The organism is Bacillus sp. 1780r2a1, assembly GCA_024134725.1.
GTDB lineage: Bacteria > Bacillota > Bacilli > Bacillales > Bacillaceae_H > Priestia > Priestia aryabhattai_A.
In genome coordinates, this window is record CP099863.1 from 2,282,153 (window position 1) to 2,307,978 (window position 25,826).

28 protein-coding genes and 1 pseudogene are annotated in these 25,826 nt (G+C 37.8%); 5 read left to right on the forward strand and 24 right to left on the reverse strand.

Annotated features, from left to right (window positions below):
• Nucleotides 1-26 precede the first annotated feature (26 nt).
• The 4 genes from NIZ91_11535 to NIZ91_11550 form a co-directional block, all read right to left on the reverse strand.
• Nucleotides 27-1,370, reverse strand: a complete 1,344-nt coding sequence (locus tag NIZ91_11535; GenBank protein USY53391.1) for a 6-phospho-beta-glucosidase — start codon at nt 1,368-1,370, stop codon at nt 27-29.
• Nucleotides 1,371-1,389: 19 nt separating this feature from the next.
• Complete coding sequence (locus NIZ91_11540; GenBank protein USY53392.1) at nt 1,390-1,674, reverse strand: hypothetical protein; 285 nt, start codon at nt 1,672-1,674, stop codon at nt 1,390-1,392.
• 65 nt (nt 1,675-1,739) lie between these two features.
• Nucleotides 1,740-3,029 (reverse strand): PTS sugar transporter subunit IIC, encoded by a 1,290-nt coding sequence (locus NIZ91_11545; protein USY53393.1) that lies wholly within the window; start codon nt 3,027-3,029, stop codon nt 1,740-1,742.
• Between the two features lie 40 nt (nt 3,030-3,069).
• A complete protein-coding gene (locus NIZ91_11550) occupies nt 3,070-3,378 on the reverse strand; it encodes a PTS sugar transporter subunit IIB (GenBank protein ID USY53394.1) in 309 nt (102 codons plus the stop codon).
• Nucleotides 3,379-3,757: 379 nt separating this feature from the next.
• Here NIZ91_11550 and NIZ91_11555 point away from each other — a divergent pair, with 379 nt between their 5' ends.
• On the forward strand, nt 3,758-5,365 hold the full coding sequence (locus tag NIZ91_11555) for a family 10 glycosylhydrolase (GenBank protein USY53395.1): 1,608 nt from the start codon (nt 3,758-3,760) through the stop codon (nt 5,363-5,365).
• 530 nt (nt 5,366-5,895) lie between these two features.
• The gene (locus tag NIZ91_11560; GenBank protein ID USY53396.1) at nt 5,896-6,171 is read left to right on the forward strand and encodes an AbrB/MazE/SpoVT family DNA-binding domain-containing protein; all 276 of its coding nucleotides are present in this window, start codon (nt 5,896-5,898) and stop codon (nt 6,169-6,171) included.
• A 159-nt stretch (nt 6,172-6,330) separates the two neighbouring features.
• Here the strand turns inward: NIZ91_11560 and NIZ91_11565 are convergent, their stop codons facing one another.
• The 4 genes from NIZ91_11565 to NIZ91_11580 all read right to left on the reverse strand — a co-directional run bounded on the left by NIZ91_11565 (nt 6,331) and on the right by NIZ91_11580 (nt 8,517).
• On the reverse strand, nt 6,331-6,825 hold the full coding sequence (locus NIZ91_11565) for a hypothetical protein (protein USY53397.1): 495 nt from the start codon (nt 6,823-6,825) through the stop codon (nt 6,331-6,333).
• Nucleotides 6,822-7,235, reverse strand: a complete 414-nt coding sequence (locus NIZ91_11570) for a VOC family protein (protein ID USY53398.1) — start codon at nt 7,233-7,235, stop codon at nt 6,822-6,824. Before NIZ91_11570 ends, NIZ91_11565 begins: the two co-directional genes overlap by 4 nt.
• A 34-nt stretch (nt 7,236-7,269) precedes the next feature.
• Nucleotides 7,270-7,830, reverse strand: a complete 561-nt coding sequence (locus tag NIZ91_11575) for a GNAT family N-acetyltransferase (protein USY53399.1) — start codon at nt 7,828-7,830, stop codon at nt 7,270-7,272.
• Nucleotides 7,831-7,971: 141 nt separating this feature from the next.
• A complete protein-coding gene (locus tag NIZ91_11580; protein ID USY53400.1) occupies nt 7,972-8,517 on the reverse strand; it encodes a hypothetical protein in 546 nt (181 codons plus the stop codon).
• A gap of 139 nt (nt 8,518-8,656) precedes the next feature.
• Between NIZ91_11580 and NIZ91_11585 the strand changes: the two genes are divergently transcribed.
• Nucleotides 8,657-9,256 (forward strand): DUF421 domain-containing protein, encoded by a 600-nt coding sequence (locus tag NIZ91_11585; GenBank protein USY53401.1) that lies wholly within the window; start codon nt 8,657-8,659, stop codon nt 9,254-9,256.
• Between the two features lie 54 nt (nt 9,257-9,310).
• Here the strand turns inward: NIZ91_11585 and NIZ91_11590 are convergent, their stop codons facing one another.
• Entirely contained in the window at nt 9,311-10,738 is a 1,428-nt protein-coding gene (locus NIZ91_11590; protein USY53402.1) for an Ig-like domain-containing protein, read from the reverse strand.
• Between the two features lie 229 nt (nt 10,739-10,967).
• Here NIZ91_11590 and NIZ91_11595 point away from each other — a divergent pair, with 229 nt between their 5' ends.
• Entirely contained in the window at nt 10,968-11,957 is a 990-nt protein-coding gene (locus NIZ91_11595; protein USY53403.1) for a ketoacyl-ACP synthase III, read from the forward strand.
• A gap of 267 nt (nt 11,958-12,224) precedes the next feature.
• On the opposite strand, the gene NIZ91_11600 is transcribed toward NIZ91_11595, so the two are convergent.
• The 10 genes from NIZ91_11600 to NIZ91_11645 form a co-directional block, all read right to left on the reverse strand.
• Nucleotides 12,225-13,169 (reverse strand): ring-cleaving dioxygenase, encoded by a 945-nt coding sequence (locus tag NIZ91_11600; GenBank protein ID USY53404.1) that lies wholly within the window; start codon nt 13,167-13,169, stop codon nt 12,225-12,227.
• 27 nt (nt 13,170-13,196) lie between these two features.
• Complete coding sequence (locus NIZ91_11605) at nt 13,197-13,994, reverse strand: HNH endonuclease (GenBank protein ID USY53405.1); 798 nt, start codon at nt 13,992-13,994, stop codon at nt 13,197-13,199.
• A gap of 101 nt (nt 13,995-14,095) precedes the next feature.
• Nucleotides 14,096-14,422, reverse strand: coding sequence for a nucleoside triphosphate pyrophosphohydrolase (locus NIZ91_11610; protein USY53406.1), 327 nt, complete (start codon nt 14,420-14,422; stop codon nt 14,096-14,098).
• Nucleotides 14,423-14,610: 188 nt separating this feature from the next.
• Nucleotides 14,611-14,835, reverse strand: coding sequence for a hypothetical protein (locus tag NIZ91_11615; protein ID USY53407.1), 225 nt, complete (start codon nt 14,833-14,835; stop codon nt 14,611-14,613).
• Between the two features lie 74 nt (nt 14,836-14,909).
• A complete protein-coding gene (locus NIZ91_11620; protein ID USY53408.1) occupies nt 14,910-15,353 on the reverse strand; it encodes a hypothetical protein in 444 nt (147 codons plus the stop codon).
• Nucleotides 15,354-15,410: 57 nt separating this feature from the next.
• The gene (locus NIZ91_11625) at nt 15,411-15,692 is read right to left on the reverse strand and encodes a hypothetical protein (GenBank protein USY53409.1); all 282 of its coding nucleotides are present in this window, start codon (nt 15,690-15,692) and stop codon (nt 15,411-15,413) included.
• A 28-nt stretch (nt 15,693-15,720) separates the two neighbouring features.
• On the reverse strand, nt 15,721-16,194 hold the full coding sequence (locus tag NIZ91_11630; GenBank protein ID USY53410.1) for a hypothetical protein: 474 nt from the start codon (nt 16,192-16,194) through the stop codon (nt 15,721-15,723).
• Between the two features lie 138 nt (nt 16,195-16,332).
• Nucleotides 16,333-17,538 carry an MFS transporter gene (locus tag NIZ91_11635; GenBank protein ID USY53411.1) on the reverse strand — a complete coding sequence of 402 codons (1,206 nt, stop codon included), beginning with the start codon at nt 17,536-17,538 and terminating at the stop codon, nt 16,333-16,335.
• A 136-nt stretch (nt 17,539-17,674) separates the two neighbouring features.
• A complete protein-coding gene (locus tag NIZ91_11640; GenBank protein USY53412.1) occupies nt 17,675-18,244 on the reverse strand; it encodes a TetR/AcrR family transcriptional regulator in 570 nt (189 codons plus the stop codon).
• Between the two features lie 125 nt (nt 18,245-18,369).
• Nucleotides 18,370-19,626 (reverse strand): YeeE/YedE family protein, encoded by a 1,257-nt coding sequence (locus tag NIZ91_11645; GenBank protein ID USY53413.1) that lies wholly within the window; start codon nt 19,624-19,626, stop codon nt 18,370-18,372.
• A gap of 152 nt (nt 19,627-19,778) precedes the next feature.
• Between NIZ91_11645 and NIZ91_11650 the strand changes: the two genes are divergently transcribed.
• Nucleotides 19,779-19,994: a hypothetical protein gene (locus NIZ91_11650; GenBank protein ID USY53414.1), complete on the forward strand. Its 216-nt coding sequence runs from the start codon at nt 19,779-19,781 to the stop codon at nt 19,992-19,994.
• Nucleotides 19,995-20,077: 83 nt separating this feature from the next.
• On the opposite strand, the pseudogene NIZ91_11655 reads toward NIZ91_11650, so the two are convergent.
• The 5 genes and pseudogenes from NIZ91_11655 to NIZ91_11675 all read right to left on the reverse strand — a co-directional run bounded on the left by NIZ91_11655 (nt 20,078) and on the right by NIZ91_11675 (nt 25,791).
• Nucleotides 20,078-20,211: pseudogene (locus tag NIZ91_11655) on the reverse strand (alpha-glucosidase/alpha-galactosidase).
• Between the two features lie 194 nt (nt 20,212-20,405).
• Nucleotides 20,406-21,779 carry an NCS1 family transporter gene (locus NIZ91_11660; GenBank protein ID USY53415.1) on the reverse strand — a complete coding sequence of 458 codons (1,374 nt, stop codon included), beginning with the start codon at nt 21,777-21,779 and terminating at the stop codon, nt 20,406-20,408.
• Nucleotides 21,780-22,058: 279 nt separating this feature from the next.
• Nucleotides 22,059-22,940 (reverse strand): M23 family metallopeptidase, encoded by an 882-nt coding sequence (locus NIZ91_11665; GenBank protein USY53416.1) that lies wholly within the window; start codon nt 22,938-22,940, stop codon nt 22,059-22,061.
• A gap of 460 nt (nt 22,941-23,400) precedes the next feature.
• Nucleotides 23,401-24,039, reverse strand: a complete 639-nt coding sequence (locus NIZ91_11670; GenBank protein USY53417.1) for a phosphoribulokinase — start codon at nt 24,037-24,039, stop codon at nt 23,401-23,403.
• 222 nt (nt 24,040-24,261) lie between these two features.
• The gene (locus tag NIZ91_11675) at nt 24,262-25,791 is read right to left on the reverse strand and encodes an ABC transporter substrate-binding protein (protein ID USY53418.1); all 1,530 of its coding nucleotides are present in this window, start codon (nt 25,789-25,791) and stop codon (nt 24,262-24,264) included.
• Between the last annotated feature and the right edge of the window lie 35 nt (nt 25,792-25,826).

Here is a 25,826-nt window from a genome sequence, read left to right on the forward strand (position 1 = left end):
GAAAAACCTAATCAAGTTAGGAGCTATTAGTGTTGTTTAACATGCTCTTTTGATTGATTAAAAAAGGCTGGTAAATACGGTTCATGTGCTTCTAAAAGAGACTGAAGCACGCGCTCAGCCATCTCATCACTTGGAATTAATGGATTGATTGTTAATGCTAGCAATGCCTTTTCATACGAGCCGGTAACGGCTGCTTCTGCACCGAGTCTCTCAAATGATTTAATTTGCTGTACAAGACCTTGAAGGTGTACAGGCAATTCTCCAACCGTAATAGGAATTGGACCATTTTTTGTCACAATGCAGTTAACTTCTACTGCTGATAAATAGTCAATCTGTTGAATCGCACCTTTATTTTGCACGTTTAATACTTGAACATCTTTTTTATCATTATAAATAGAAGAGATAACGTTACAAGCTGCATCGCTATAGTAAGCACCACCACGCTGCTCTAACTGTGGAGGCTTGATGGTTAAGGTAGGATCTTTATAAAGCTCAAACAATTCTTCTTCTAATTTTTTCACAACTTCTGCTCTTGTTTTACCATTCTTAAACGCTTCCAATTCTTCATCCAATATATCCTTAGTTTTGTAGTAGTAGCGGTGATATGGACATGGTACAGCTCCCAATGCTTTTAAGAACTGCTGATTCCATGGAAGCGGAGCAATATTTTTCATGCTTAATTGAATAGCTGGGTCCCCGAGCATCTCAAGAACTTTTTCTGTAACATCTTGGTCATCTAAGTAGACATGTAATCCAAAAAGCATATGGTTTAAGCCGGCAAATTCAATATAGACACGCTCCATCTCAACATCTAGCATTTTAGAAATAGATAGGTGCATATTAAACGGGACGTTGCATACGCCAATAACTTTCTTGTGAGCGCTATAGCGTAAAAGAGCTTCCGTTACCATTCCGGCTGGATTTGTAAAATTAATAAGCCAGGCATCTGGACAAAGTTCCTGCATTTCTTCCGTAATTTCTAGAAGTATAGGAATTGTTCTCAATCCTTTAAACAACCCACCAGCACCGTTTGTTTCTTGACCAATCATTCCCATCTCAAGCGGAATGCGCTCGTCTTTTATTCGTGCATCCAGTAAACCAACCCTCATTTGAGTTGTGACAAAATCTGCATTCTTTAGCGCTTGACGGCGATCTAGCGTAATATGTACATCAATAGGAACGCCCGCTTTCTTTACCATTCTCTTTGCTAATTCCCCTACAATTTCAAGCTTTTCTTTTCCCGCTTCAATATCTACTAGCCATAATTCTTTGATTGGCAGCTCATGATATCGTTTAATGAATCCCTCTACTAGCTCTGGCGTATAGCTAGAGCCTCCTCCAATGGTAACGACTTTAAGTCCTTTCTCCATCCTTGACACCCCTTGTTTTTCATTTATAAACAATAAAATAACCAGCGATTGCACTTAAAAACAGCAGTGAGAAAAATAAGGTATAACATTGCTTCTTACCTTTGATCTTACCTTCAACAACACTAAGAATGAACGTTAAACTACCGCTAATGGCGAACATGTTACCAATATAAAGAGCATGATTATACCCAACACCCAGCGCGCTCATCACATAGTTAAAAATAAGATTAAAGATAAGAATAAAACCAAAGAATAAAAATGCGCTTCTATAGCTAAAAAAATGAATCCCAGATGTATTGTTCACCGTTTCCTCCCCTAAATTCAACGTAGGAAGTATGAAGTAAACACTCATACTTCCTATCGTTTCATTTATAAAGCAATATTATTTTCTTTCGACGTCTCAATCGTTCCTTCTTGTTCAACTAATTTTCTATCATACATTTTAAAGAACGGAAGATAGATAAAGAACGAAATTGCAATATTAGTTAAGCATAAAACAATCGCTCGCCAATCTCCTCCCGTTGACAAGTACGCACCAATTGGAGCTGGTAACGTCCAAGGCACCATTACATACGTTGGATTTACCAGACCCATAGCCGTGGCAACGTAAGCTACTGTTGCGCCAACTAAAGGCGTAACAATAAATGGGATAATTAAAATTGGGTTTAATACGATTGGTGTTCCGAAAATAACCGGTTCGTTAATGTTAAAAATACTAGGAATGATCGTTGCTCTTCCTAAAGTCTTACTGTATTTTGATTTCGCCGCAATTAGCATTGCTAATACTAAGCCAATCGTTGCACCAGATCCTCCAATCCAAATAAACCATTGGAAAAATGTTTCAGGTGCTACGTGAGGAATCGCTTTTCCAGCTGCTACTGCTGCAGAATTGTTCGCTAGATAAACTTCCCATACCGGTCTAGCTACTGCACCTACAACCGATACGCCATGAATACCAAATGACCAGAAGAACGTAATTAAAAATACTGGAATCAATACGCCAGGAAGTGTATCTCCCGCTTTAATGAGCGGTGCTACTGCTTTATCTACCAGCGAATGCATGTCAATGTTAAACGTAACCGTAATAATCGTCATGATAACCAGTACAATGGTTACTGGTATTAAAGCTTCAAATGAACGTGCTACTGATGTAGGTACTGAATCAGGCATTTTAATCGTGACATTTTTTGCTTTACAGAACCTCAATACTTCAACAGAAAAGATTGAAACAAGCATTCCAACGAACAAACCGTGTCCTCCTAGATTTGTCATTGGCAATACGAACCCAATGTTTTCCACTGTTTCAATACCTATTGTGAATAGGAAAGATGCTACTGATAAAAGACCGCCAGATAGCGGATCTAGTTTATAGCTTTGCGAAAGGCTATACCCAATTCCAAACGTTATGTATAGCGTCATGATAAACATCGTTAAGCGATATGGAATTAAGATTTCCGCTGCGTGTTTAGCTGCCCATTCCCCTAATGCTGAATCAGCTGCAACTGGTGGAAATGCGATGATAAGAAACAAGCTTCCAAAAATGATAAACGGTAAAGCCGAAACTACCCCATCCCTTATCGCTCGCAAGTGCTTTTGTTCAGATAATTTAGCCATAGGCGTTGATAAATTATTCTCTAAAAAAGCAACAAACTTGTTCATGTATTATTTTCCCCTTTGTTTAATTAATAGTTACATACATTTATTTGCTTACAAGCTCGTTAACTAGCTTTAATAGAGTAGGTCCTCCAAGCGGACTGTATGCTTGTGGCGGAATAACCTGACAAGGAACTCCAGCTTCATCAGCAGACTGCTTAAATGTATCAAAACGATGTCTCACTTGAGGTGCTACCATTGAAACATCCCACCCGTTACGAACCTCTGCATCAAACTCTTGAGTGCCTACTGCTAGAACTTCTAAATCAATATTATGTTTTTTACCTTCATTTTTTAAAGCGTTTACAACAATTGCACTGGACATTCCACCTGCACATACAAACAATACTTTCATTCTTAATTCCTCCCCAATACTTTTATCAGAATTGTTAAAACCCTGAGATATTCATGATAAATCTAGCAATAACTTTACTCTTTCTTAACTCTTTGTAGCGAAGCTTATCTTAAAACGTTAACTAGATGCTTTCTATGCTGTAATGTGGAATCAACCCCTATCATTCACCTCCACCAAATGATGTAGCAACAGGCATCGCTAGTTCAAAGAGATATTGCTAACTTTTATCTTTAATTGAAAATATATCATTTTTAAAATTAATTATCAATGTATTTTATATTTTTTAAAAATAAATTTTAATTAGTCTATCAATCTAGTAACTTGTAAAGTATAATATCTATTGAAAACGCTAACAACTTTATAGAAATGAGGTTATAAGATGATTAAGAAGAAAAAATTTAGAAGTTTATTAATCGCGTCAGTTATAGGTAGCTCCGTGTTATTACCATCTGCTACGATTGGATACGCAGATACAATACCATCTCAAGGGGCAAATCAACCTAAATATGTAAAACACGAACTAAGAGCAGCATGGATGGCTAGCGTATTAAATATTGATTGGCCATCAAAACCTGGTTTATCAATCCCTCAACAAAAAGCTGAGTTCATTCAATACCTAGATGAACAAAAACAGATGGGGATGAATGCAGTTGTTATGCAAATAAAGCCGACTGCCGATGCGTTTTACCCCTCTAAATACGGATTATGGTCCGAATATTTAACAGGAACGCAAGGGAAAGACCCTGGATATGATCCTTTAGCATTTATGGTTGAAGAAGCTCACAAGCGAAACATGGAATTTCACGCATGGTTTAACCCTTATCGAATCACAATGTCTCTTGGAAAAGAAGCTAACCTCTCAGACCTTCAAAAACTGCCTGAAAACCACCCTGCTCGTCAGCACCCTGAATGGGTAGTTCCTTATGGACAGCAGCTATATTTTAACCCTGGAGTACCAGAAGTACAGAAATTTGTCATTGATGGAATCATGGAAGTCGTAAAAAACTATGACATCGATGCCGTTCATATGGATGACTACTTTTACCCATACAAAATTGCTGGAAAAGAGTTTCCTGACCAAAACACCTATGAACAATACGGAAAAAATCAATTTAGTAATATAGCAGACTGGCGTCGTGATAATGTTAACAATCTCGTAAAAGATATCAACGAAGCAATAAAAGCTGAAAAGTCCTATGTGAAGTTCGGTATTAGCCCATTTGGAGTGTGGAGAAATAAAAACGTAGATCCTACAGGCTCAGATACAGCTGCGGGACAAACAAATTATGATGATTTGTACGCAGATACGCGAACGTGGATTAACAATGGAGATATTGACTACATTGCTCCTCAATTATACTGGAACATCGGACTTCCTGTAGCGGATTATGCTAAGCTCTTAGACTGGTGGTCAAAAGAAGTAGAAGGCAAAGATGTTCAGCTCTATATTGGACAAGCTACTTATAAAATTAATACAGAATCAAATGGTGTTCAAAATTGGTTTAATCCAGAAGAAATGCCAAACCAAATTAAACTTAATCGTACGTACGAAGCTTTTAAAGGAAGCATGCATTTTAGTGCGAAAGACTTAAGAAAAAATCCACTTGGCATTGCAGATCGCCTTTCCAATGAACTTTATAAACAGCCAGCGATTGTTCCCTCTATGCCATGGATTGACGATACGCCACCAGCATCACCAAAAGCAATTAATGTAAAGCAAAAACAAGAAGGCATTGAATTTAAAGTAAAAGAATCTAAGCACGATGACGCATCTTATTATGCAATTTATCGTTTTGATGGCAAAAAAGCCGGCGACATTAATGACTCTAATAACCTCTTAGATACCGTACGGTTAGAGCACTCCGATCAAACTTACCTTGACAAAACCGCTGTCAAAGGACAGGAGTATACATATGTAATCACAGCACTAGATCGTACTCATAATGAAAGCTCTCCATCAAGACCAATACCTGTACGAGCAAAATAATCAGTAAAAACAAAAAGCTGTTAAACTTAACAGCTTTTTGCTTTTTATAAATAACTCGCTACCACTGCGACAAAACCTCAAAATGCAAAGCTTGCAATTAGCTCTCCTTTATACCAATCTCCATGCATAGTGTAAATTCTTTCAGTAAAAAAACTATCCTAATATACATATCTAGCAACAGATATTCAGAACAATCGACAAATTCATTTAAAATACTACTTTTTCTTCAGTACAAACAATTACAAGCGCCCACCCTCTCCAAGTTTAGTTATTACAGTTATTCCAATAGTTTACGATACAAAATAGGTATTTCAAGAAGTAATTCCTTTATTTATGGATTGGTTTCGTTTAGTTATTCATTCTATGCATGTGAATCCCAAAAATTATTTTACATTCTTTTACAAGTGATTTTTTTTACTAATTACTATTCATATCATTAAAATTTAAACATTTATTACTACCTTTTCACATAATTTAAGTGTAGGATTAAAAACAATCCTGTTCATTCGAAACACCTTGAGGAGGAATATATGAAAAATCTAGGAATTGTACGAAAAGTAGATGAATTAGGTCGCGTTGTCATTCCAGTTGAAATGAGAAGAGTTTTAGGAATTAATATAAAAGATCCTCTGGAAATTTTCGTGAAAGACGGAGAGATTACATTAAAAAGGTTTGAACAGGATAATAGATGTCTCGTAACCGGAGAAGTAACGCCACAAAATAAGCGTTATGCAGAAGGTCTCATTTTAAGCCCCGTAGGTGCAAAGCTTTTATTTAATCAAATAAGAGAAGATTGGGATATTTAAAGAACAAACGGCTTTTGTTTTTTAAAATCATCAATAAAATAAATAGAATTAAATACCCCCTCCTGTAAAAGCACTCATATTGAGTGCCGTTTTTTGGAATATAATATTCATTTTAAATGCATCTTTTTAGTAAAAATTTCACCATTGTATATTTGGAAACTATTCGCCTTCTTCCCCTGCTTTCTTCGAACTTTGCAACACCTCTTCAACTCGCGTTAACACCTCTTTTTTTAACGTACATTCTGTCAACTTTAAATAATTATCACCGTATAAAAAGTCATCAATTAAATCACTAACCTCTACAAATGATGCTAGTTGTTTTGGAGAATCTAACTCATATATGATGAGGGTAGACAAATCATATACCTTATTGAAAAGATCATCTGGCTGATTCATTAGTTCTTCAAGCCTTTTATATACGACATATGTAGTGCATTCTTGTTCAGTTGGTACTTTTAGTTCAAGCTCTTCCACAGCTCTTCGAAAATAGTGTTCCGCTTCAAAAATATTATAAGGTTCTTGAAGCGCCGCAAGAATATATAAAGATGCAGATTCACAGTCACTCTCTATCATCGAAAAAGCCCATGGCAAGTAATGATCAGCAACGCTTACATTATTTTGATAAATATGATAGTGTAACTCTAGCGTGTTCATACTGCTTTCTCTCCTATATCCTCAGCTAGCCGTATCAAATAACCGTCTGGATCCATAACTAAAAATTCTTGTTGTCCATAAAGTTTATCATCAACCCGATACCAGCTTTCTGTAAGTTCATACTTAATAGGATAAGCGTGAGCTTTTAACCGCCTGTAGATAACCTCAACATCCTCCACCATAATTTGAAAATTAATACCACGTCCATATGGATAAGCTAACTCACCTGTGCTCCAATATCCGTTTACTTGTTCAATCATAATTTCACATCCACCTAAGATTAACATGGCAAACTTGTCCTCTTTTCGTTCATATTTCACCTTGAATGTTAATAAGTTGATGTAAAAGTCCAAGCTTTTCTCTATATTTGAAACTGATAGCTCGGGTGTTAGTGTAGGTCCTGTAAGCATATGCTGGTTTCCTTTCATTGAGAGCTACTTTTAATTATGCAAAAGCGTCCCACTCGGTTTTTAAAATGCCCATTTTCACTGCATCATAATATTTTCCATCTACCATTCTAGCATCTCGAATTCTCGCTTCTTCTTTCATTCCAATTTTATTGGCGACCTTGAGCATTCGATGATTTCCAGACCAAGTTGACATACCTAAACGGTGTAAATTTGTATTCTCGAATAAAAAATCAATCCAAAGTCGATAAGCATCCGTTCCATACCCACCACTCCAATAGTCAGGATTATAAATAACGATTCCCGTTTCTGCCCAGTTGGTATTCCGGTCAACCCAATAGGTACCTACCGTTCCAATAAATTTACTGCTTCCTTTACCTTTAATAGCTAACTCTCTCGGAACGCCTGGTAACAGCTCATTTGCTTGAACCCATAGCTGTTTAAACTCTTCTTTTGACTTCCAAGGTTCCGGAATATACGGTCCGTTCCATTTTTTAGCTTCTTTTTGCTCTTCTTCGAATTTCCAATAATAATATTCGTCTAAATCACTATCGCTTAGTTCAGTTAGTACAGTTTTTTCTCCACAAATTTGAATCATCTCTACGTAACAACCTCCTCCATATACTCATTTTTATAACTTTTACCATATCCTAAGCTAGTTGGTATCAAAATACACTTATAGAGCTGCGCAGTAATAACCTAACTACTCGCATAGGTCCATTCAAAACAAAAAGGGCTCTCACTTCCATAGTTTAAGGTATTTCTTTTGATACTTTGGATCTGTTTCTGCTTCTATTAGCGTTAGTGCTTGTTGCTTTAACTTCTCATCATTTGTTTCATCATATAGATTTCGTAAGCTTTGAAGGACGTCATAACGAATAAGAGTAGCATTTTTTTCGTCTTTGCATGTATGAAAGCGATTAACTAAATGATGGAAAACTAACATCTTTTGTTGGTCTCCTGCTAACCCTACTTTCCAGATTGCCTGTAGAGCGTGACGCGCCGTGACAAATTTTTCATCCTTGGTTACGTTCCACAAGGAAACAAAATCAGTCAGTATTCGTTTTTCTTGATCGCTTTTTGCAAGACCTGCAAGAATTTGAGCACCTCTTGCTCTTTTATGGTTATCAGCATCTCCTAACCAGCTTACTAACTCATCCCACACTTCATAGGCCCAATCCACCTGTTCAGAAGTTGCGTTTATAATTTTTTGAAAAGCTTCATACTGAAGTTGTTTATCAGTTGCTTCTAAGTTTTTGAAATAGCTTCTAATAGACTCGTTCATTGGTTCCTCCATTGATACTATTTAATTTTATATCCTTCATATATTTTACCATATGAAATTTTCCGCCTTCTACTTATACATAAAAAAATCTCCTTTTAACCAAACTAAAGTTTAGGAAGAAATAGGAAAGGATGAGAAGATGAATTTTATATGGCAGTCGCTTATTTTAATCCTAGCGGGCATCTTTTTACTGAGGATAGCCGGCAGGAAATCAATTGCTCAAATGACATTAGCTCAAACCGTTGTAATGATTTCATTAGGGACAATTATCGTTCAGCCTATTGTAGAAAAAAGCATGTTTAAAGCAATTGTAGGAGCTGGTGTTTTTGTACTAGCTATTTTAGTTTTAGAATACGTACAGGTGAAATCCAATGCATTAGAAAAGTTTATTACCGGCAAATCAAAAGTTGTAATTGAAAATGGACAGCTTGATATTAAACAGTTAAAAAAACTACGTTTAACCGTTGATCAATTAGAGATGCGACTTCGCAATCAAGGCGTGGCAAAGCTAGAGCACGTAAAATCTGCCACGATTGAACCCAATGGACAACTTGGCTATGAGTTAAAACAACTAGAAAAACCATTAACAATTGGAGAATTTAAAAACTTAATGAATCTTTATTTTCCTCACTTAGCCCAGCAGTTAGAGAACAAGCCACCTAGTGACAAAGGAACTCAACAGGATCTTTTTCAGGAGATTAACCATCCAAAAACGGATACGCCTCGTTATTTACAATGAACTCTCATAGAAAATGCACCTCAGCTAAAATTCTGAAGTGCATTTTTATGCTTATTAGCGCTTTACAACCGTTACATACGAAAGTTTACTCACATTTCCAGCTACATCTTTTGCCGTTACGTTTAGAAGAGTTCCTTTTTTCTGTGCCGCAATTTTTACTGAATACACGCCTTTAGAGTTCGCTTTTGCATACCCCAATCTGTTTTTACCAACATTCACCGTTACCGTTGAATTTGCTTCCGCTTTACCCGTCACTACTTTATCAGTTTCTTTTACTTTATTAACCGTTGGTTTTGCGGGTGGCGTCACATCAGCTTTTACAACTTTGACATAAGATAAGCTGCTCACGTTTCCAGCTGCGTCTTTTGCCGTTACGTTTAGCGTTGTTCCTGCTTTTTGAACAGGAATACTAACAGAAAATGATCCGTTTGAGCTGGCTTTTACATAGCCAATTCGATTTTTACCAACGTTTACCGTTACCGTTGAGTTTGCTTCTGCTTTTCCTGTAATGACCTTATCGTTATCATCAACTTGATTAACGATTGGCTTCGCAGGTGGCGTCACGTCAACGCTTGCTACTTTTACATATGTTAAACTGCTCACGTTTCCAGCTGCGTCTTTTGCCGTTACGTTTAACGTTGTTCCAACTTTTTGTGATGGAATTGCAACGGAGAACGTTCCGCTCGCATTTGCTTTCGCATAGCCAATTCGATTTTTACCAACATTCACCGTTACTGTTGAGTTTGCCTCTGCTTTTCCAGTGATTACTTTATCATTGTTCGTAACTTGATTCACTACTGGCTTTGCTGGAGCAACATTATCAACAAACGCGGCTGACAAAATATAAATATCTTCTTCCGTATTATCATCAAGGTCATCAACATTATCAAAGTCAATGACTGGAACATAATAAGTACCAGCTTTGCTTACTTGATAAACCTGCGTTTCAATTTCTTCGTCAAACTCGCTTCCTAAGTAGCTTACATTATTATCTTTATAATCTTTTTCCGTAACCGTAAAGCCTAATTCAATTGCAGGTGAAGAAGCCCCCCCTGCTATAATGAATGCGCCAGCTGTAGGAACATTCACTTTATACATGTCCAAATCGTAAAGAGGTAAAAGCTGTCCAATTACTGTGTTACCATAAGACATTGTATTTGCTGTATGAAAATCATCATTTGGCTCTGATTCAAAAACGATTTCTTCATTGTCAAAACTTACACTTGATCGCTGAAGGCTTTTTGCTGATTTGTCTGAAAATGGCACTGGCATATTTAACGATTTCAAAACATCGGAATTTACTGCGTTTATCACTTCTGGCTTTACAATGTTTTTTTCTAGCTTTTTGTTCGCTTCTGCTTGCTCTTCAATTGCTTTTTTTGATACATCGTAATTATTCTCTTGTGCGTAACCTGTCCCCATTGATAACGAAGAAACCAATAATCCTGCAGTTAATGCTGTGACAACCTTCTTCTTACTCATCAAAAAATCCCCCTAAACCCCATTTGGTTACTTTTTACTCACGACTATAATACTACTATTTTTCTAATAAAACTATTAATTTCTACATCTATTTTTCGACAAAATCCTTCCTTAATTTATGTAAAAATTTTTTAATGATAAGAATATTGAATATACAATGATTGACATTTTTGTAATTCAGTACTAACATTTAATGATATAACCTAGTCATAGAGAAAGGTGTTTTAAAATGAATTCTTCAGCACGTATTACCGCTATTGGGACCTATGTTCCTGAAAATAAACTAACTAATGACCAACTTGAACAACTTGTTGATACTAGCGATGAATGGATTGTACAAAGGACAGGTATGAAAGAAAGAAGAATTGCAAGCAGTGAGGAGTACTCTTCTCATCTAGCGTTTAAAGCAATTGAAAACTTAGTAGCAAGCTATCACAAAAATATCCATGACGTCGACTGTATTATCGTTGCCACTACGACACCTGACTATGCCTTTCCGAGCGTAGCTTGTCAAATTCAAGATTACTTTGAGATTAATAGTGCAGGAACATTCGATTTTAACGCAACGTGCGCTGGCTTTACTTACGGATTACATATCGCTAATAGCTTTATCACATCTGGATTACACCAAAAAGTCTTAGTCGTTACAGCAGAAACGCTATCAAAAGTAACGGATTATAAAGACCGCTCTACCTGCATCTTATTTGGCGACGGAGCAGCAGCTGTATTAGTTGAACAAGATTTTGAAAGTCCAAGCTTTATAGCAACTCATATGGGATCAAAGGGCAGCGGTGGTAAGCATGTGTATCGAACAAACTTATCTGTAACGATGAACGGAGAACAGCTTCAAACCCCTGGGAAAATGGTTCAAAATGGACGTGAAGTGTATAAATGGGCTACCAGAACCGTTCCAGCAGGTATTGATTCGCTTTTACAACAAACCAATCTTCAAAAAGAAAACATTGATTGGTTCGTCCCGCACAGCGCAAACTTGCGTATGATTGAATCCATTTGTGAAAAAGCTGAATTCCCCCGCGAAAAACTATTAACAAGCGTCGAGTATTACGGCAATACATCAGCTGTTTCCATTCCTCTCGCTTTACAGCTTGCCTTAAAAGAGGGTAAGTTGCAGAAAAATCATCTTGTACTTCTGTATGGGTTTGGAGGAGGACTAACTCATGCAGGTCATATCATTAGATGGAGCCTCGATGAACGTTAAACCTTTTTTTCATATTGTTTATGGAAGGAGTTAAGGACGATATCTACGAATAAAGAATCAAAGTTAGACAAATGGCGTGCTAAATACGGAACAATAACTATCGGATGCAGCAGCTTAGTAACTACCTATTCGAACTGGGGCAGCAACTGGTTTTGGACGATTCTTGGCGTAATTGTAGGGCTAACATGCGTTACTATGGGCATTTTCGACCTTAAAAAACACACAACGAAATACAAAAAAGCACAGCCATAAAAGCAGCTGTGCTTTCTATATATCTAGTGGACGCAAATTCGCCTCAATTTCTGCTCGACGCGGTTCTAAAAATGGTGGTAGAGCGAGCTTCTCTCCCATCATTTCTTTTGGTTCGTCGGTTGCAAAGCCAGGCGTATCGGTTGAAAGTTCAAACAAAATGCCGTTTGGCTCTCTAAAGTAAATCGCTTTAAAATAGTAGCGTTCGACTTCGCCTGAATGAGGAATACGAGCCTGCTTTAAGCGCTCAAGCCAGTAGCGGTATTCTTGCTCATTTGGAACACGAAACGCAACGTGATGAACGCCACCTCTTCCTAGCCTTGCTTTTGGCACACCAGGTTCTTCTACAATATGTACTTCAGCTCCGCTTCCCCCTTCTCCTGTTGCATACACTTCCATTGAATCATAAGATCTTACATGACGAAAGCCCATAACGTTTGTTAAGATATCTGCTGTTAGCTTCGCTTCTGCAACTGTTAAGGTAACAGGGCCTAAGCCAATAATCGCATGATTCTCTTCAATATCTTCTCGCTTCCAAGGAACACCGGCACGTACACCTTTTTCTCCGTCATCTGCAACAAGCATGAGGCGTGTGCCTTCATAATCGCGAAACGCAAGTGCGTTGCGACCTGCTTGAGTTGTCAGCTCATCGTGATCGATTTGTAGCTCTTCAAAGCGCTGTTTCCAATAGTAAAGCGACTCCGTCGTGGGCACACGCAAGGAGACGGTTGAAATATCTGTTGTTCCAGGATAGGTTCTACCAAGACCAGGAATATCAAAATAAGTGACTTCCGTTCCCGGTGTCCCTTCTGCATCTGCATAAAAAAGATGATAGGATTGCGGATTATCTTGATTAACCGTCTTTTTTACAAGACGCATCCCCAGTATATTGGTAAAGAAGTCATAATTTTTTTCGGCTTTTCCCGTTAAAATTGAAACGTGATGCAGACCTAGTAGTTCCATTACTTTCACGCCTTTCTATTCGTTCCATTACTGAACTGCTTCTAATTCTTTTTCTTTAATTAGCATACCCAACCTTGCATTGTAATTTTCTCCACCCTGTCCATGGTGAATGTGACTATGGCAAATGGGACAAAGTGCCGCAACTTGATCCACTTTGTTTAACCCGCTGTCAGTTAAGTGGTTGATGTGGTGAATCTCTAAATACGGCATTCCTTTTTTATCTTTAAATGATGCTGGTGCTCCGCATGATTCACACTTTCCATTCGCTCGCACTTTCACATAATGATTAAGGAGTGCTATCTTTTTCGTTAAGCTCTTTTCCTCATAGAACCGTTCTAATAACTCTTCTTTTACCGTTGAGTCAATGTTAACTGCGTTCGCTTTCTCTTCTAATATATGGTTGCGTTTTAGTTCAAACATAATCGCTTCCCGAAAGCTTCCGTCTGCATCCCACATCAACTCAAGCTGATGGTTTGCATACGTCATCTCGTCTAAAAACTCGACAATTCCAGGCTCTACGTACTGAAATAAATAGATGGTTTCGCCGTTCGCTGCGTGTTCCATCACGGCTTTATTTCCTTTAATTAGCTGCATCGTACCGCGCTGTCCTTCTCCAGTGTAAAAAAAGGTTGTTTGACCATCGTTCCACCCATGAGAAGTACCGTATTCTTCACCACTCATCTTTGTAAAAATAAAGATATATGGATGCTCTTTTGGCGTTGAAATTTCACTTTGCTCCTGCCCTTTATAAAGGTCATGAATTTGCTTGCGGCGATATCGCTTTCCTCGTATAAAAGCCTCACCAAACTGTAAATCTGTAATCACAATTGTGCCCCCTGATGTAGATCTCTTTTCTTAGTTTTAGTGTACCATAAAAAAGCACAACTTGAGGTTAGTTGTGCTTAAAAAGGTTTGTATAGTAAGAGTTATTGATCTTCCACCTCTCCTAAAAAAACTCTATTATTAAAGCCACCTTTCTCATCCGCTTTTTGCTGACGCACATGTTCCAACTGCTCAGGAGTTGCGCCATTTAACGCAGCAAGCGCATAAACAACTTCTAGTAAGTCCGCAAGCTCTTCTACAGCCTCGTGCTCCGTTTTCGCTTCTATATATTCGCCCCATTCTTCTTCAGCTTTTTTCTTTAATTCCTTTTTGTATTCATCAATAGTTAAGTTGCTTGTTGTATATCTCTTTCCACTTTGTTCGATAATCTGCGGAATATAATCACGGACTAGCTTATTATAAACAGGCATTGGATCGGCTCCTTTTCCCTTAATAATATGACTAATTATACTAAAGAGTGGAAATAAGTTGTAGTAAAGCGAATCGTCATAAATGGTATATTTTCTCTATTGTGCTATTGACGAAACAAACACACACGTTCTGTTATTAAAATATAACGAAAAAACTAAGCACCGTATATGCCTAGTTTTCCGCTACGTTATGAAAGTCGTTTTGAAATAAAAAAGGAAATTGTTGCTGCTAGCATTGCGACTACAAGCGGAAACATGTAGGCACTATCACCAAAGGTAACAGTACTTCCTAACGTTCCAACTTTTTCTCCCACCTCTGGATCGTACAGCATGGTTAGCAACATACCACTACCTACTTGAAATACAAGCATTAAGACGACAAAGCTAGCAATAAAGACTATGTAATTTTTCAATGAATATCGCCTCCCCTTTATTTCTATTACGAACGAACATTCAAAAAGGTTCATTTCGTGGAAAATAAAGTAATTTATTCTTCACTACTGTTCTTCAACAAGTTTTGAATATAAGAAGCATCTTCCACAGGAATTGTAGAATAGTCAACTTCATCCCACGTCTCACCCGTACGTTCCGCTATAACAGCTCCCTTATCGTTTAACCAAAGGCGAGATTCAACTAATAATGCTGATTGCTTCGGACTATTAAATGCTACGTAAAGATCCGGATTATTTATATCTACATTCGCGGTATCAATGCTTTCTCTGTGAGCGTAAATCATTGATAAGTTATCGACAGCAGCCTGATTTTCTAAGTCTGTAATGACCTTTTGGACTTCTGCTTCTCCGTTTTTCCCTTCACCAACCCAAATTTCCCGCGTGACTTGATCAGACGTCGACTTTCCAAATACATACCCTCCTAGAAAAATTAAAAGCGCACCTATTATAATCGCAAATGGCTTAAAATACCCTTTCATACAATAACCCCCTACAGTACTAATAAATTCAGTATATCATTATTTTTATAAGATTCGTTATTTTCTTCTTTTTAGCACTTTATAAGCTAAATAGGCTACAAAAATTCCGACTAGAATTGATAGCTGGAGCAAGTCCGGTAAAAATTTCAGCATCCAGATGCTGGCCATAACTGTCGAAATCGTTAAGTATTCAAGCCATTTTTCCCGGCTCAACTTTTTCTTGTTCGTTACAATTATGATGTATCCAATGGGCGGAGTAATAAAGCAGATAATCATTAAACACTTATTTCGTAAGTACCAAGGCATCTTATTCAACAAAATCTCTCCTAACGTTTCCATAAAAAAACCTCTCTGAAACAGAGAGGTTTTAAACGATAGCAACAAACAAACTAAACACGACAATTGGAGCTACAAAAAAACCAAGTACGTGCTTCCAATGATATGGGGTCTTTTTTAATGCTAACAAGCGATCCACGATAAAGAAAAAAAGCAGCATTGGAATGAAAAAAAGTGATAAAACAAAGTGTAAAGCACCCGTAATCCACCACTTGTACTTTCCTTCCCAGCGATTTGTAATCGTTTGCGCAATTAGCTCTACCACAAAAGAGGTTAAAATAACGGCTGAGCCTACAATAAAAAAGTAGTACCCAAGTGCTAAAAAACTACCTTCTTTCTTAAACTCTCGAATAAAGTTAAGGATAGTAAAGTCAGCTGGTTTATCTGCAGGCATAATCGCTGTCACAAACGCTAAGACACTGATGGCAACAATCATAATTAGCCCTGCAATAAGCTTGCGACTAATTAAATAGCCCATCGACTTTACAGATGAGGTTTCATTCATATATTCGTTCCTTCCTTATGTATCTTCTCTACTTTTAGTAAGTAGCAACAATAATTTACTAAAAGTGTATGAAACAACCTGTCAAAAGTCAATGAAAAACGTCCTATCCACCAGGAATAGAACGTTTTTCATCCTTTTTCACTTCTCAATAACTGGATTTGGCTGAACTACTCGCTTTCCTACCGTTAACGATAAGACGAAACAAACGAATAAAACGATAGCCGCTGCTGCATATGGAAAGTTGATATCAATATCAAATAAAATCCCAGCAACAAGAGGCCCCGCGATGTTTCCTAAGCTGGTGTAAGCAGAATTTAAGCCGGCTACGTAGCCCTGCTGTTCTTGAGCAAGTTTTGACATTTGTGTACTAATAGCTGGTCGCAAAATATCGATTGCTAAAAACAGCGTAAACGTTACGACAACAATTAGCCAGTATGCATGCGTGAACAAAGTTAAAAGTACGAATAAGCCCGCTACGAACAGACAGGTTGAAATAACCTTTTTCTCGCCGAATTTATTAATAATCCAACCAAAGATAGTGAGCTGAACAACTGCTCCTGCAATGGAGCCAAATGTGATAATAAAGGCTATATCTTTTGGCGTAAACCCAAATTTCTGATCTACAAACAAGCCAAACACCGTCTCATAATTCGCTAAGCCAAACGATGCAACAAATACAATAATTAAGCTTAAAAAGTACGGTTCCTTATAAGAGTTGCGTAACTGTGTAAATAAGCTCTGTTTTTCCGTTTGAAGTGGATCAGCCTTTACGCGTTCTTCCATCGGTGATTCAGGGAGAACAAATAGTGTAAGTAAAGCTGCGAAAGCCCCCGCAACCGCCGCTGAGTAAAACGGTACTCGCATACCAAATTCAGCAATGAATCCACCGATTCCAGGGCCAATGATGAAGCCAGTTGTGATGGCTGCATTGATGTATCCCATTCCTGTTGCCCGCTCTTTTGGAGTTGTAATATCAGCTGTATACGCCATAACAGCTGGCATAATTAATGCAGCGCTAATCCCCCCCAGCATACGAGCGCCAAACAATAGTGCAGGTGCATTTGCAATTCCAAATAGCCACTCTGACACAGCAAAGATTACCATGCCGATCACAATCATTTTTTTACGACCAAAAGAATCGGATAATCTACCTGCAACAGGTGAGAAGATAAGCTGTGTTAACGAAAATGCAGCGACAAGCATTCCGACAATACTTCCGCTAATTTGTAGCTCAATCATATAGGTTGGCATAATAGGAATCACAAGACCTATTCCCATAAACACCAAAAAGATGTTAAGCATTAAGAGTAGCATAGCCCCTTTATTTCTTAACAGTAATGACATAAATAACCCTCCAACTTTCTCTTGTGTTCTCTATAAAACACGAAAACTATTTTTGTTTTTTTAGTTTTTTTAGCCGATAAAAGAGACTGACTTCACAAAATAAAAGGTCTGTCAGACTCTGTCACATGCGCTCTATTTAAAATGTTGATTTGACCTTACTTGTTAAAAGGCCGTGCAATAACATATCAACAATCGTATCGAGCGCATCTGATACGGTTAGTCGATTTTCTAAAAAGAAACTTCGATCTAAGGTCGAATTTACAGCATCAATAATTACCTTCATCATTAAATCAAGGTTTCGATTTACAATAATCCCTTCTTCTATTCCTTGCTTCATTAGCTCTCTCAGTGAGTCCCACTGGTTCAAAGCAACGTTCAGCTGTTCCCACTGTGCCGGGTAATAGCGCTTCATTTGTTCAATGATACGCAAGTCATAGAAGTCATTATACTCTGGAATAACGGTAATCACTCGCTTGATTTTGTCCACTAAAGATAGATTTTCATTATTCATAATCGCTTCGGTCTTCTGATCAAAATCCTGTAGCGTTTGAGTGATAATGGTATCTAAAATCTCTACTTTGGACGAGAAATGTTCATACAGCGTCCGTTTACTAATGCCTAGCCTTTTGGCTAAGTCATCCATTGTAAATTTCATTCCTTTATGATGAATTTCTTCGATAAATGCCTGCATAATTCGATCTTTCATTATCAGTCCTCCTCGTGATAAACTCATAAAACATTTTTAGTTTTTCTATTTTATCATTCTATCGCACTTCTTATATAAGTACAAGAAAAAAACCCACTCGCTAACATAAGCAAGCAGGTTTCCTCTCAACAAATCGAATCATTTGGTTTTGGGTTCTTTAATCCGAACAATGGTCGGATAAACAGAGCTAGCGTTGTTCCTAGCATTGCCATAACCATCCATACCCAGCCGTGTAAGCTAAACGATGCAATTCCGCCAAAGTAAGCACCAATATTACAACCAAATGCTAAGCGAGAACCATAGCCCATTAATAAGCCACCTACAACTGCTGCTCCTGCAACTCCTGGCTTAATTTTACCAGGCTTAAACGTTCCTTGAGCCGCTGCTGAGATAAATGCACCTAAAATAATGCCAAAGTTCATTACGCTTGTTGAATCGGCAAGAACCGTTTGCGTTAATGCTTGACCATTTGCTCCTTGGAAATAACCCCAAGTCGAAACATCAATCCCTGTTGCCATTAACGCTTTACCACCCCATAAAGCAAATGCTGACGTAATGCCCCAAGGATTACCGCGTACTGTTAGCGTTAGAGCATTTAAAAGCGCTAAAACGATTGCTGCCGCAAATAATGGCCAAGAACCACGAATAACTTTTTTCCATCCTGTTGTTGTCGGAAGCTGTTTCATCATTGGCGGATTTTTCTTTTTAGCAATTTGAACTGTAATCCAGTAAATAACTGCAAATGCTACCATTTGAACAGCCCACGCGCCAAAATAACCAAGATTAGTTGATTCAGCTAACGAAATTGGTTGGAATGACGGCATGTCCTCCATCCAAAACGTGAAGTGATACGCGGCAAGCAATGAACCTGCAATAAATGAAACGAGTGTAATGATCATAGAAGACGAACCGCCACCGAGGTTATAGAGGGTACCGGACGCACATCCGTTTCCTAACTGCATTCCAATTCCGAATAAGAATGCTCCTACAACCACACTCACGCCTACTGGTGACACATAACCCGCTGGTGTTGTACCTGTAAAGCTAAATCCGGTACTTAAAATAATAGCAAATAGCGTTGAAGCTACCGCTAGCATAAGCATATGTGCCTGTAGGCCTTGTACATTTCCGACCGACATTAATCGTCTAAACGCTGAAGTAAAACCGAATCGTGCATATAGTAACGTCGCGCCAAGAGCGAGACCGATAATAAATAATACACCTTGCGTCCAATTTGTTGTATTGACAATCGCTGTTAGTAATATCACCGAAATTAAAATTCCGACAATAACTAACGGCTTTTGCATTGGACTAAGCTCCGTAACAACCGTTGTGCGAGCTGAATTAGTATGCTTAGAAGTTTGCACAGTTGTTGATGTCACGATATACACCTCATATCTTATAGATTTAGTAAGAATTAAACTTTTTTTATCGTACAACACATTTTCTATCCTGTAAACCTCTTTGCTCTCTTTTCATCGAAAGAGTTGATTTTCAACGCTTTATCCGTTACTTTTAACATTAGGTGATAAAAGTGAAAGTAGAAAAGTTGAAAAAAACGCTAAAAACTGTAGGTGTTGTAATTTTTGTTTTAATGTTTATTGTGAACTTAATTATTACTAAAGGAGCTATTGTGGATACGTTGATTCGCATGTCCTCCCTTATCATTCTCTTGCCTATCTTTTTATTTTTCGTCTATCAGATGGGCAAAACACACTACAAACGTTTGGAACAAGAAGAAAACGAGTAGGGAATTCCCTACTCGTTTATTATTAAATCGAATAATACACTTTTCCTGAAAGCTGTGGTAGCCAATCACCGTGCTCTTCAATTGTTAAGAGCTGCTAACTGCTGTGATAGATCTGAGGTATAACCTGGAACAATGCGCTGCAATCAACAATGCATAGGACTTCTACGCACGCTTTTTGCGGCAAGTTGCTAATTAGACCACCTGTGTTTAATACGTTATCTGTCAATACAACGGAAGCATGCGCTCCAGGTTTTTTAATCTCTTTTTTATGCTTTTTTCTTTCAATTATACTGTTTATGCACCGCTAGCCATCCGATTCATTGTTAAACCACTGCTATCTCGAATTACTAATTTTGTAGGTACCGTCACCTTTAGCGGAATCTTGCGCCCATTCATTTGTTCCATTAATTTCTAGCTTGCTTCTTCACGTTTTAATGGTGCTGATTGACGGAATGTTTGATTCAATCCGTCTCTTACGTACTGCTCATGTTTCATGATCCATGTTTTCATTAACACAACATACACAAGGGCTGCAGGGATTAAACCTAAGAACCACGAAAGATCTACGTTAATAAATGCAAGAGATGTACCAACAATGGTGGCGATGATGGCAGCAGGGTTCCATCCTTTAAATGCTGCAAATAGCTTGCCTTCATATAGAGGAGCGACATTGTAATTACCTTTATGAATCAAGTAAAAATCCGCTACCATAATCGCAAAAATCGGACCTAAGAAAGCAGAAACCACTGCGATAAATGTTAAGAATAATGAATCAGTCATGATAAACCATGGACATGTTACTACGCCTAGTATTCCAACAATCACGCATGCTTTTTCCCATGAAATTTTAAATATATCCATTGCCACAAGTACTGGAGGCATAATATTAGCTACTAAGTTTGTAGTGACTTGAGCTAGAGCAATAAAGATTAACACAATTATACTGGCTGCTACATTCGAAATATGATTTGAGATAATATCAACAGGATTCCAGACGCCAACGGCCGCTGCTCCTAAAATTCCAACGAACGGGAGTAAAATCATAGGTGGAACGATTCCAACAACATGAGCTCCTACAAACGTACCCGCTGTAGATTTACGCGGAAAGTAGCGAGTGTAATCTGAAATATTAATGAGCAATGCAGCAAATTGACCAATTAACACTGTCATCGCCAGCCAAAATGGAATTCCCCAGGAGCCTTCAGTGTTAGCAACTTTCTCAACTTCGAATCCAAAGGTTGATAAAAAGAGAAAAATCAGGTACACAATGCCCAGCATAATAATGACAGACCCTACAATTTCAATCCACTTAATCGATTGAATGCCTTTTGCTGATAGAAAAATTTGGAGCGCTTGAAATGCGAAAAACCAAACCCAAACGTTATCAAAACCGATCAGTCCCATAAACACTTGATTCAGCGCTTGCGCTCCCAGCCAGGATTGGACTCCATACCAGAATAACGCAGGGACCGCTCTCATTAATGCTGGAATTCGAGAGCCTACCGGACCAAAAGAAGACCTCAGCTGAACAACCATAGGAATCCCGTGTTTCCATCCTACTCGTCCATTTAGCGCAAATAACAATGCAGCGAGAATATTCGCTAAAATTAAAGCGATAAAAGCTTGAGTTAAATTCAGCTTTCCAAAAGGTGGAATTAAACTTGACCCTAACATAAATGAACCAACCATTACGGCATCTCCCCACCACATTGCTACATATGCTTTTGGACCTAAAATTCGATATTTCTCATGCGCAATCGGACGCAAATCAGCGTTTTGTTCCATTTGTTACTCATCCCCCTAAACCTAACTTTTCATGTTATAAAACATAACATTTAGTTTTTTTTAGTTTACAGGATGCTTAGTGTTAATTCATTAGAAAAAGAGTGAATTTTCAGTTTTTTATTTGTATATTTTCAACAAAAGAACTGCTAAATTTAATGTACATAATGACTTTGCTGAAGGCGTGTTCGGGTTCAATAATTGTACAAAAAAGCCGTTATAGCATAACGGCTTTTCCAAACAATTATTATAAATAAACACGTTCGATTGTTCTGTTCGCTTTCAACTGAAAGTTGGAATGACGTAGTCGCCACGAATTGGTTCTATACCGTTTGTAAACTGAATTTGCAGCGACTCACTTGTAAAGAGATGATGATCATTCATAACCTGAAAGTGGATGTGAGGCTCTGTTGAATTACCTGAGTTTCCACAGCTTCCAATCCACTTTCCTTCATAAACAAAATCTCCTTCTTTTACTAAAATGCTTCCTTGCTTAAAGTGGGCTAATAAACTATATTCGCCGTTTCCATGATCAATTATCACATAGTTCCCTGCTGGGTGTTCGGTATCCACATCGCCGATTGGATTATCTTTTAATCCATCTACTACGGCAACGACTTTCCCTTCAGCCGGCGCCACCACCTTTTGGTTAAACGCATAATAGTCTTCTAGTTCATCACCATACTCTTTGTACGTGCTTTCATCACGCTGAATAACTAAATCATAAGCATAGCGCTGTGAGAGAACTGGATAATGATAGTTTAACAGCGCGTTCGTACCTCCCCATAGCACAAGCCACTCTTTGTTAATAGGCATTCTATATGTACGCGATGTTTTGCATATGTTCTCTTGCTGTTCAAGTAGCTGAAGTTCTAAACCAACAATTGTTCCATCACTTTCAACAAATAGGCTAATTCCTTTATGTCTCTTACTATCAACCCAGATATATTGTTGAACAGACGACGTGATGGAAAGAAGCGTTTCTAAACTATATTTCTCAACTCCTTGATTGAACTCTTCGCTCATATGTAAAAAGTCTGCAAACGGTATTTCTGACTGAAATTCTTCGCTTAATTGATGATAAATAACGGCAAACTCACCAGCTAAAAAAAACTCAGCAAACTCTTCGATTTGAAATTTTGTTTTGGTATGTTTTGGTTTCATTACATTATTCCCCTTTTCAACACACATTGTTTATCTTTTTCTTCCTTACTTAGTAATACGAATAACAACTTTAAAAAGTTTCTTATTTTGTAAAATTTATCTATGTTTTTCCTGGTATGTTGAAACAGAGGTAAAAATAAAGACCTCATTTTACAAGTTGGCTTGACTAAAAGATCCATCGTTCCATTAGCCATTATGAAATGATATGACGTAAATGAAACGTTCATGAAGGCTGTGCAGGCTCACCTATACGATGCAAGGTTAAACGACTTTGTTCCAGAAGAGCCAACCTTTGAAATTCAACTCCACCAAAAGTAAATGCTGACTTTACCATACGGAATAACGAAAAATATAGATTGAATTGTTTTAAACATGGATGACAAACATGCTTTCGGGGTATTGAAATGTATTAAATAGAAGCTGAAAGAAGCACTGGAATAACCCAGTGCTTCTTTCGTTTTTATTTACCTTTTTTAAGCATATAGTTGTCATTTGAATTTTTAATAACAATATCAAAGTCCTTATGAAGCTCATGCATAAATACATTATATTGAATTCTACGTTCTTGATGGGTCCTCCTTAAATAATTGAGATCCATTCCTCTTTCGAACACATCGCGTTCACTTCTCCTCACTAGCTCAGTTTCTCCATCAGTATATAAATAAATTTTCAAATCGTACAAACTCAAATCGGTAAAAGCTACGCTCATTCCTTCTATAATATTTATCTGTTTTTTCGAAGAAATTAAGATACTCTTTGAATAGCTCGTTCCGATTGTATAAAAGTCTAAAGATTTTTTTATCATTTGAATATCTCTTTCTAAAGCATAGCGATTATGAGCTGCAGGATGACAAGCCGTCACCTTGCTCTCATGTAATCTCCCATTATATTCATAGCTCATTAGAGTGTTTTTCCTAAGTTCAGAGTCAACAATATAAGGATCCGTATTAATATAGTTGGTTTTTTCTTTTCCAAGCACATTTATGAGACTTTGAGCAAATGTTGTTTTTCCAGATGCACCGTGACCTGAGATTCCAATTATCATCTTTTCATTCTTACCCTTAATTAAGCTGGCTACGTCTCGAACAACCTGATCCATAATTTCCTCCACATTTTTTGATTTTATCCATACAAGAGTTTATCAACCTGTAAATAAAGCGCTTTCTTATTTTATCAGTATACATACTAATAAACTACAGCAAAAAAAGCTGAGAATATCTATTCTCAGCTTTTCTATTGATATCTTTTTTAGCAAGTTATCTCTCTGTCATTATTTTATTAAAAATCCGCTTCTAGATATAGGCACACGAAGGAGATTTTTTTATTCTTGTATGGCTAAATTTTTAGTAATAACATAGTATTCACTTTTCGTCATTTGCCACCCTTTCACATTTTCCTTATATGCAACAAAATTATTTGGATGGACAATGGCGGAGTGTAAGGCTTCATCATTAATTATTTTACCCGCTTGCCTTGTTAACTCCACGCGCTTTTGCTCGTCAACAGTTTCGTTTAACTGCTTAATTAAACGACTAAGCGCTTGATTATCATAATGACCTACGTTATAAAAACCATCTTTGCCATAAACACTATTTAAATAATAAGAAGAATCACCGCGTGGGGCTGTAATTAAGCTGTATGTAGCTATCCCCCAATCAAAATTTGTCGTCATATATTCATCCATATTCTCAACTTGCTGTATGTCAACTTTGACCCCAATTTTTTTCGCTTCCGATTGGATAAGCTGGGCCATTAAGGGCAGTTCTGGGCGATATGGGTATGTTAAAATCGTGAACGATAGCTGCTTACCTTCTTTGACTGCTCGGTTGTTTTCAACTTTGTAGCCTGCTTTTTTTAAGTATTCTTTAGCGGAATCTGGACCAGATTCTTTTTTAGGAGCATCATAAGCAAAAGAAAACTCCTTTAAAAATGGGCCGTTTGCTGCTACGCCTTGTCCTGCAAGCGTATAGTCTACAACGTCTTGACGATTTAAAAGGACATCAAACGCTTTTCTCACGTTAACGTCTTTAAACGCTTCGATGTTCGTGTTGTATAAAAGCATTTGCGTGCGCAAACTGGGAACGACGTCGACTACAAGTGACGGATCTTTCTTTAGTAGCTCTAAGCTTTCAATTTCAGGGCGATACACGATATCAGCTTCTCCAGATTGCAGAGCAGCTGTCCGTGCATTTGCATCTTCATTGTATAACATTGTAACGCGATCTAATTTGGGGTCACCGTCCCAGTACTGATCATACTTTTTTAGCTCTAGTTTACTGTTTGGCTGAGAAGATACCGTTTCAAACGGTCCCGTTCCCACTGGATGTGCTTCAATATTCTTTTCCGTTACGTCGATAATAGCAGCATTTGGGTGAACAAGTTCAGACGGCAATGAAACAACAGGCTCTTGTGTTAAAATCATTAGTTTTTGACCATCTGCTTTCATTTCTTTTATTTTTAATGAACCTTTCATTGCTTCACTCACCTTCACCGTACGTTCTAACGATGCTTTTACCGCTTTAGCGTCCAACGCTTTTCCATTTTGAAACGTAACCCCATCTCGAATGATAAACTCCCAAGTTGTTCCGTTATCTAACGCTTTCCAGCTTTCAGCTAACCAAGGCTCAATGTGTGAATCTTCTGTTGTTTTTACTAATGTTTCCACAACGCCTGCTCGCAGCGGCGTATAGTTAAGCTGGGGGTCTAGCGTATCTGTTGGAAAGTTAGATAAAAAGGTAAGCGTATTGGAATTAGAAGTTGCAGAGCTGTTTGCTTGATTTCCAGAGCAAGCTGTGAGCATGCACACCGCTACTCCCATCATAATTGCTGTTTTCCATATCTGTCTTTTCATGTCGTAATCCTCCAAAGTATGTATCTTAGCAAATA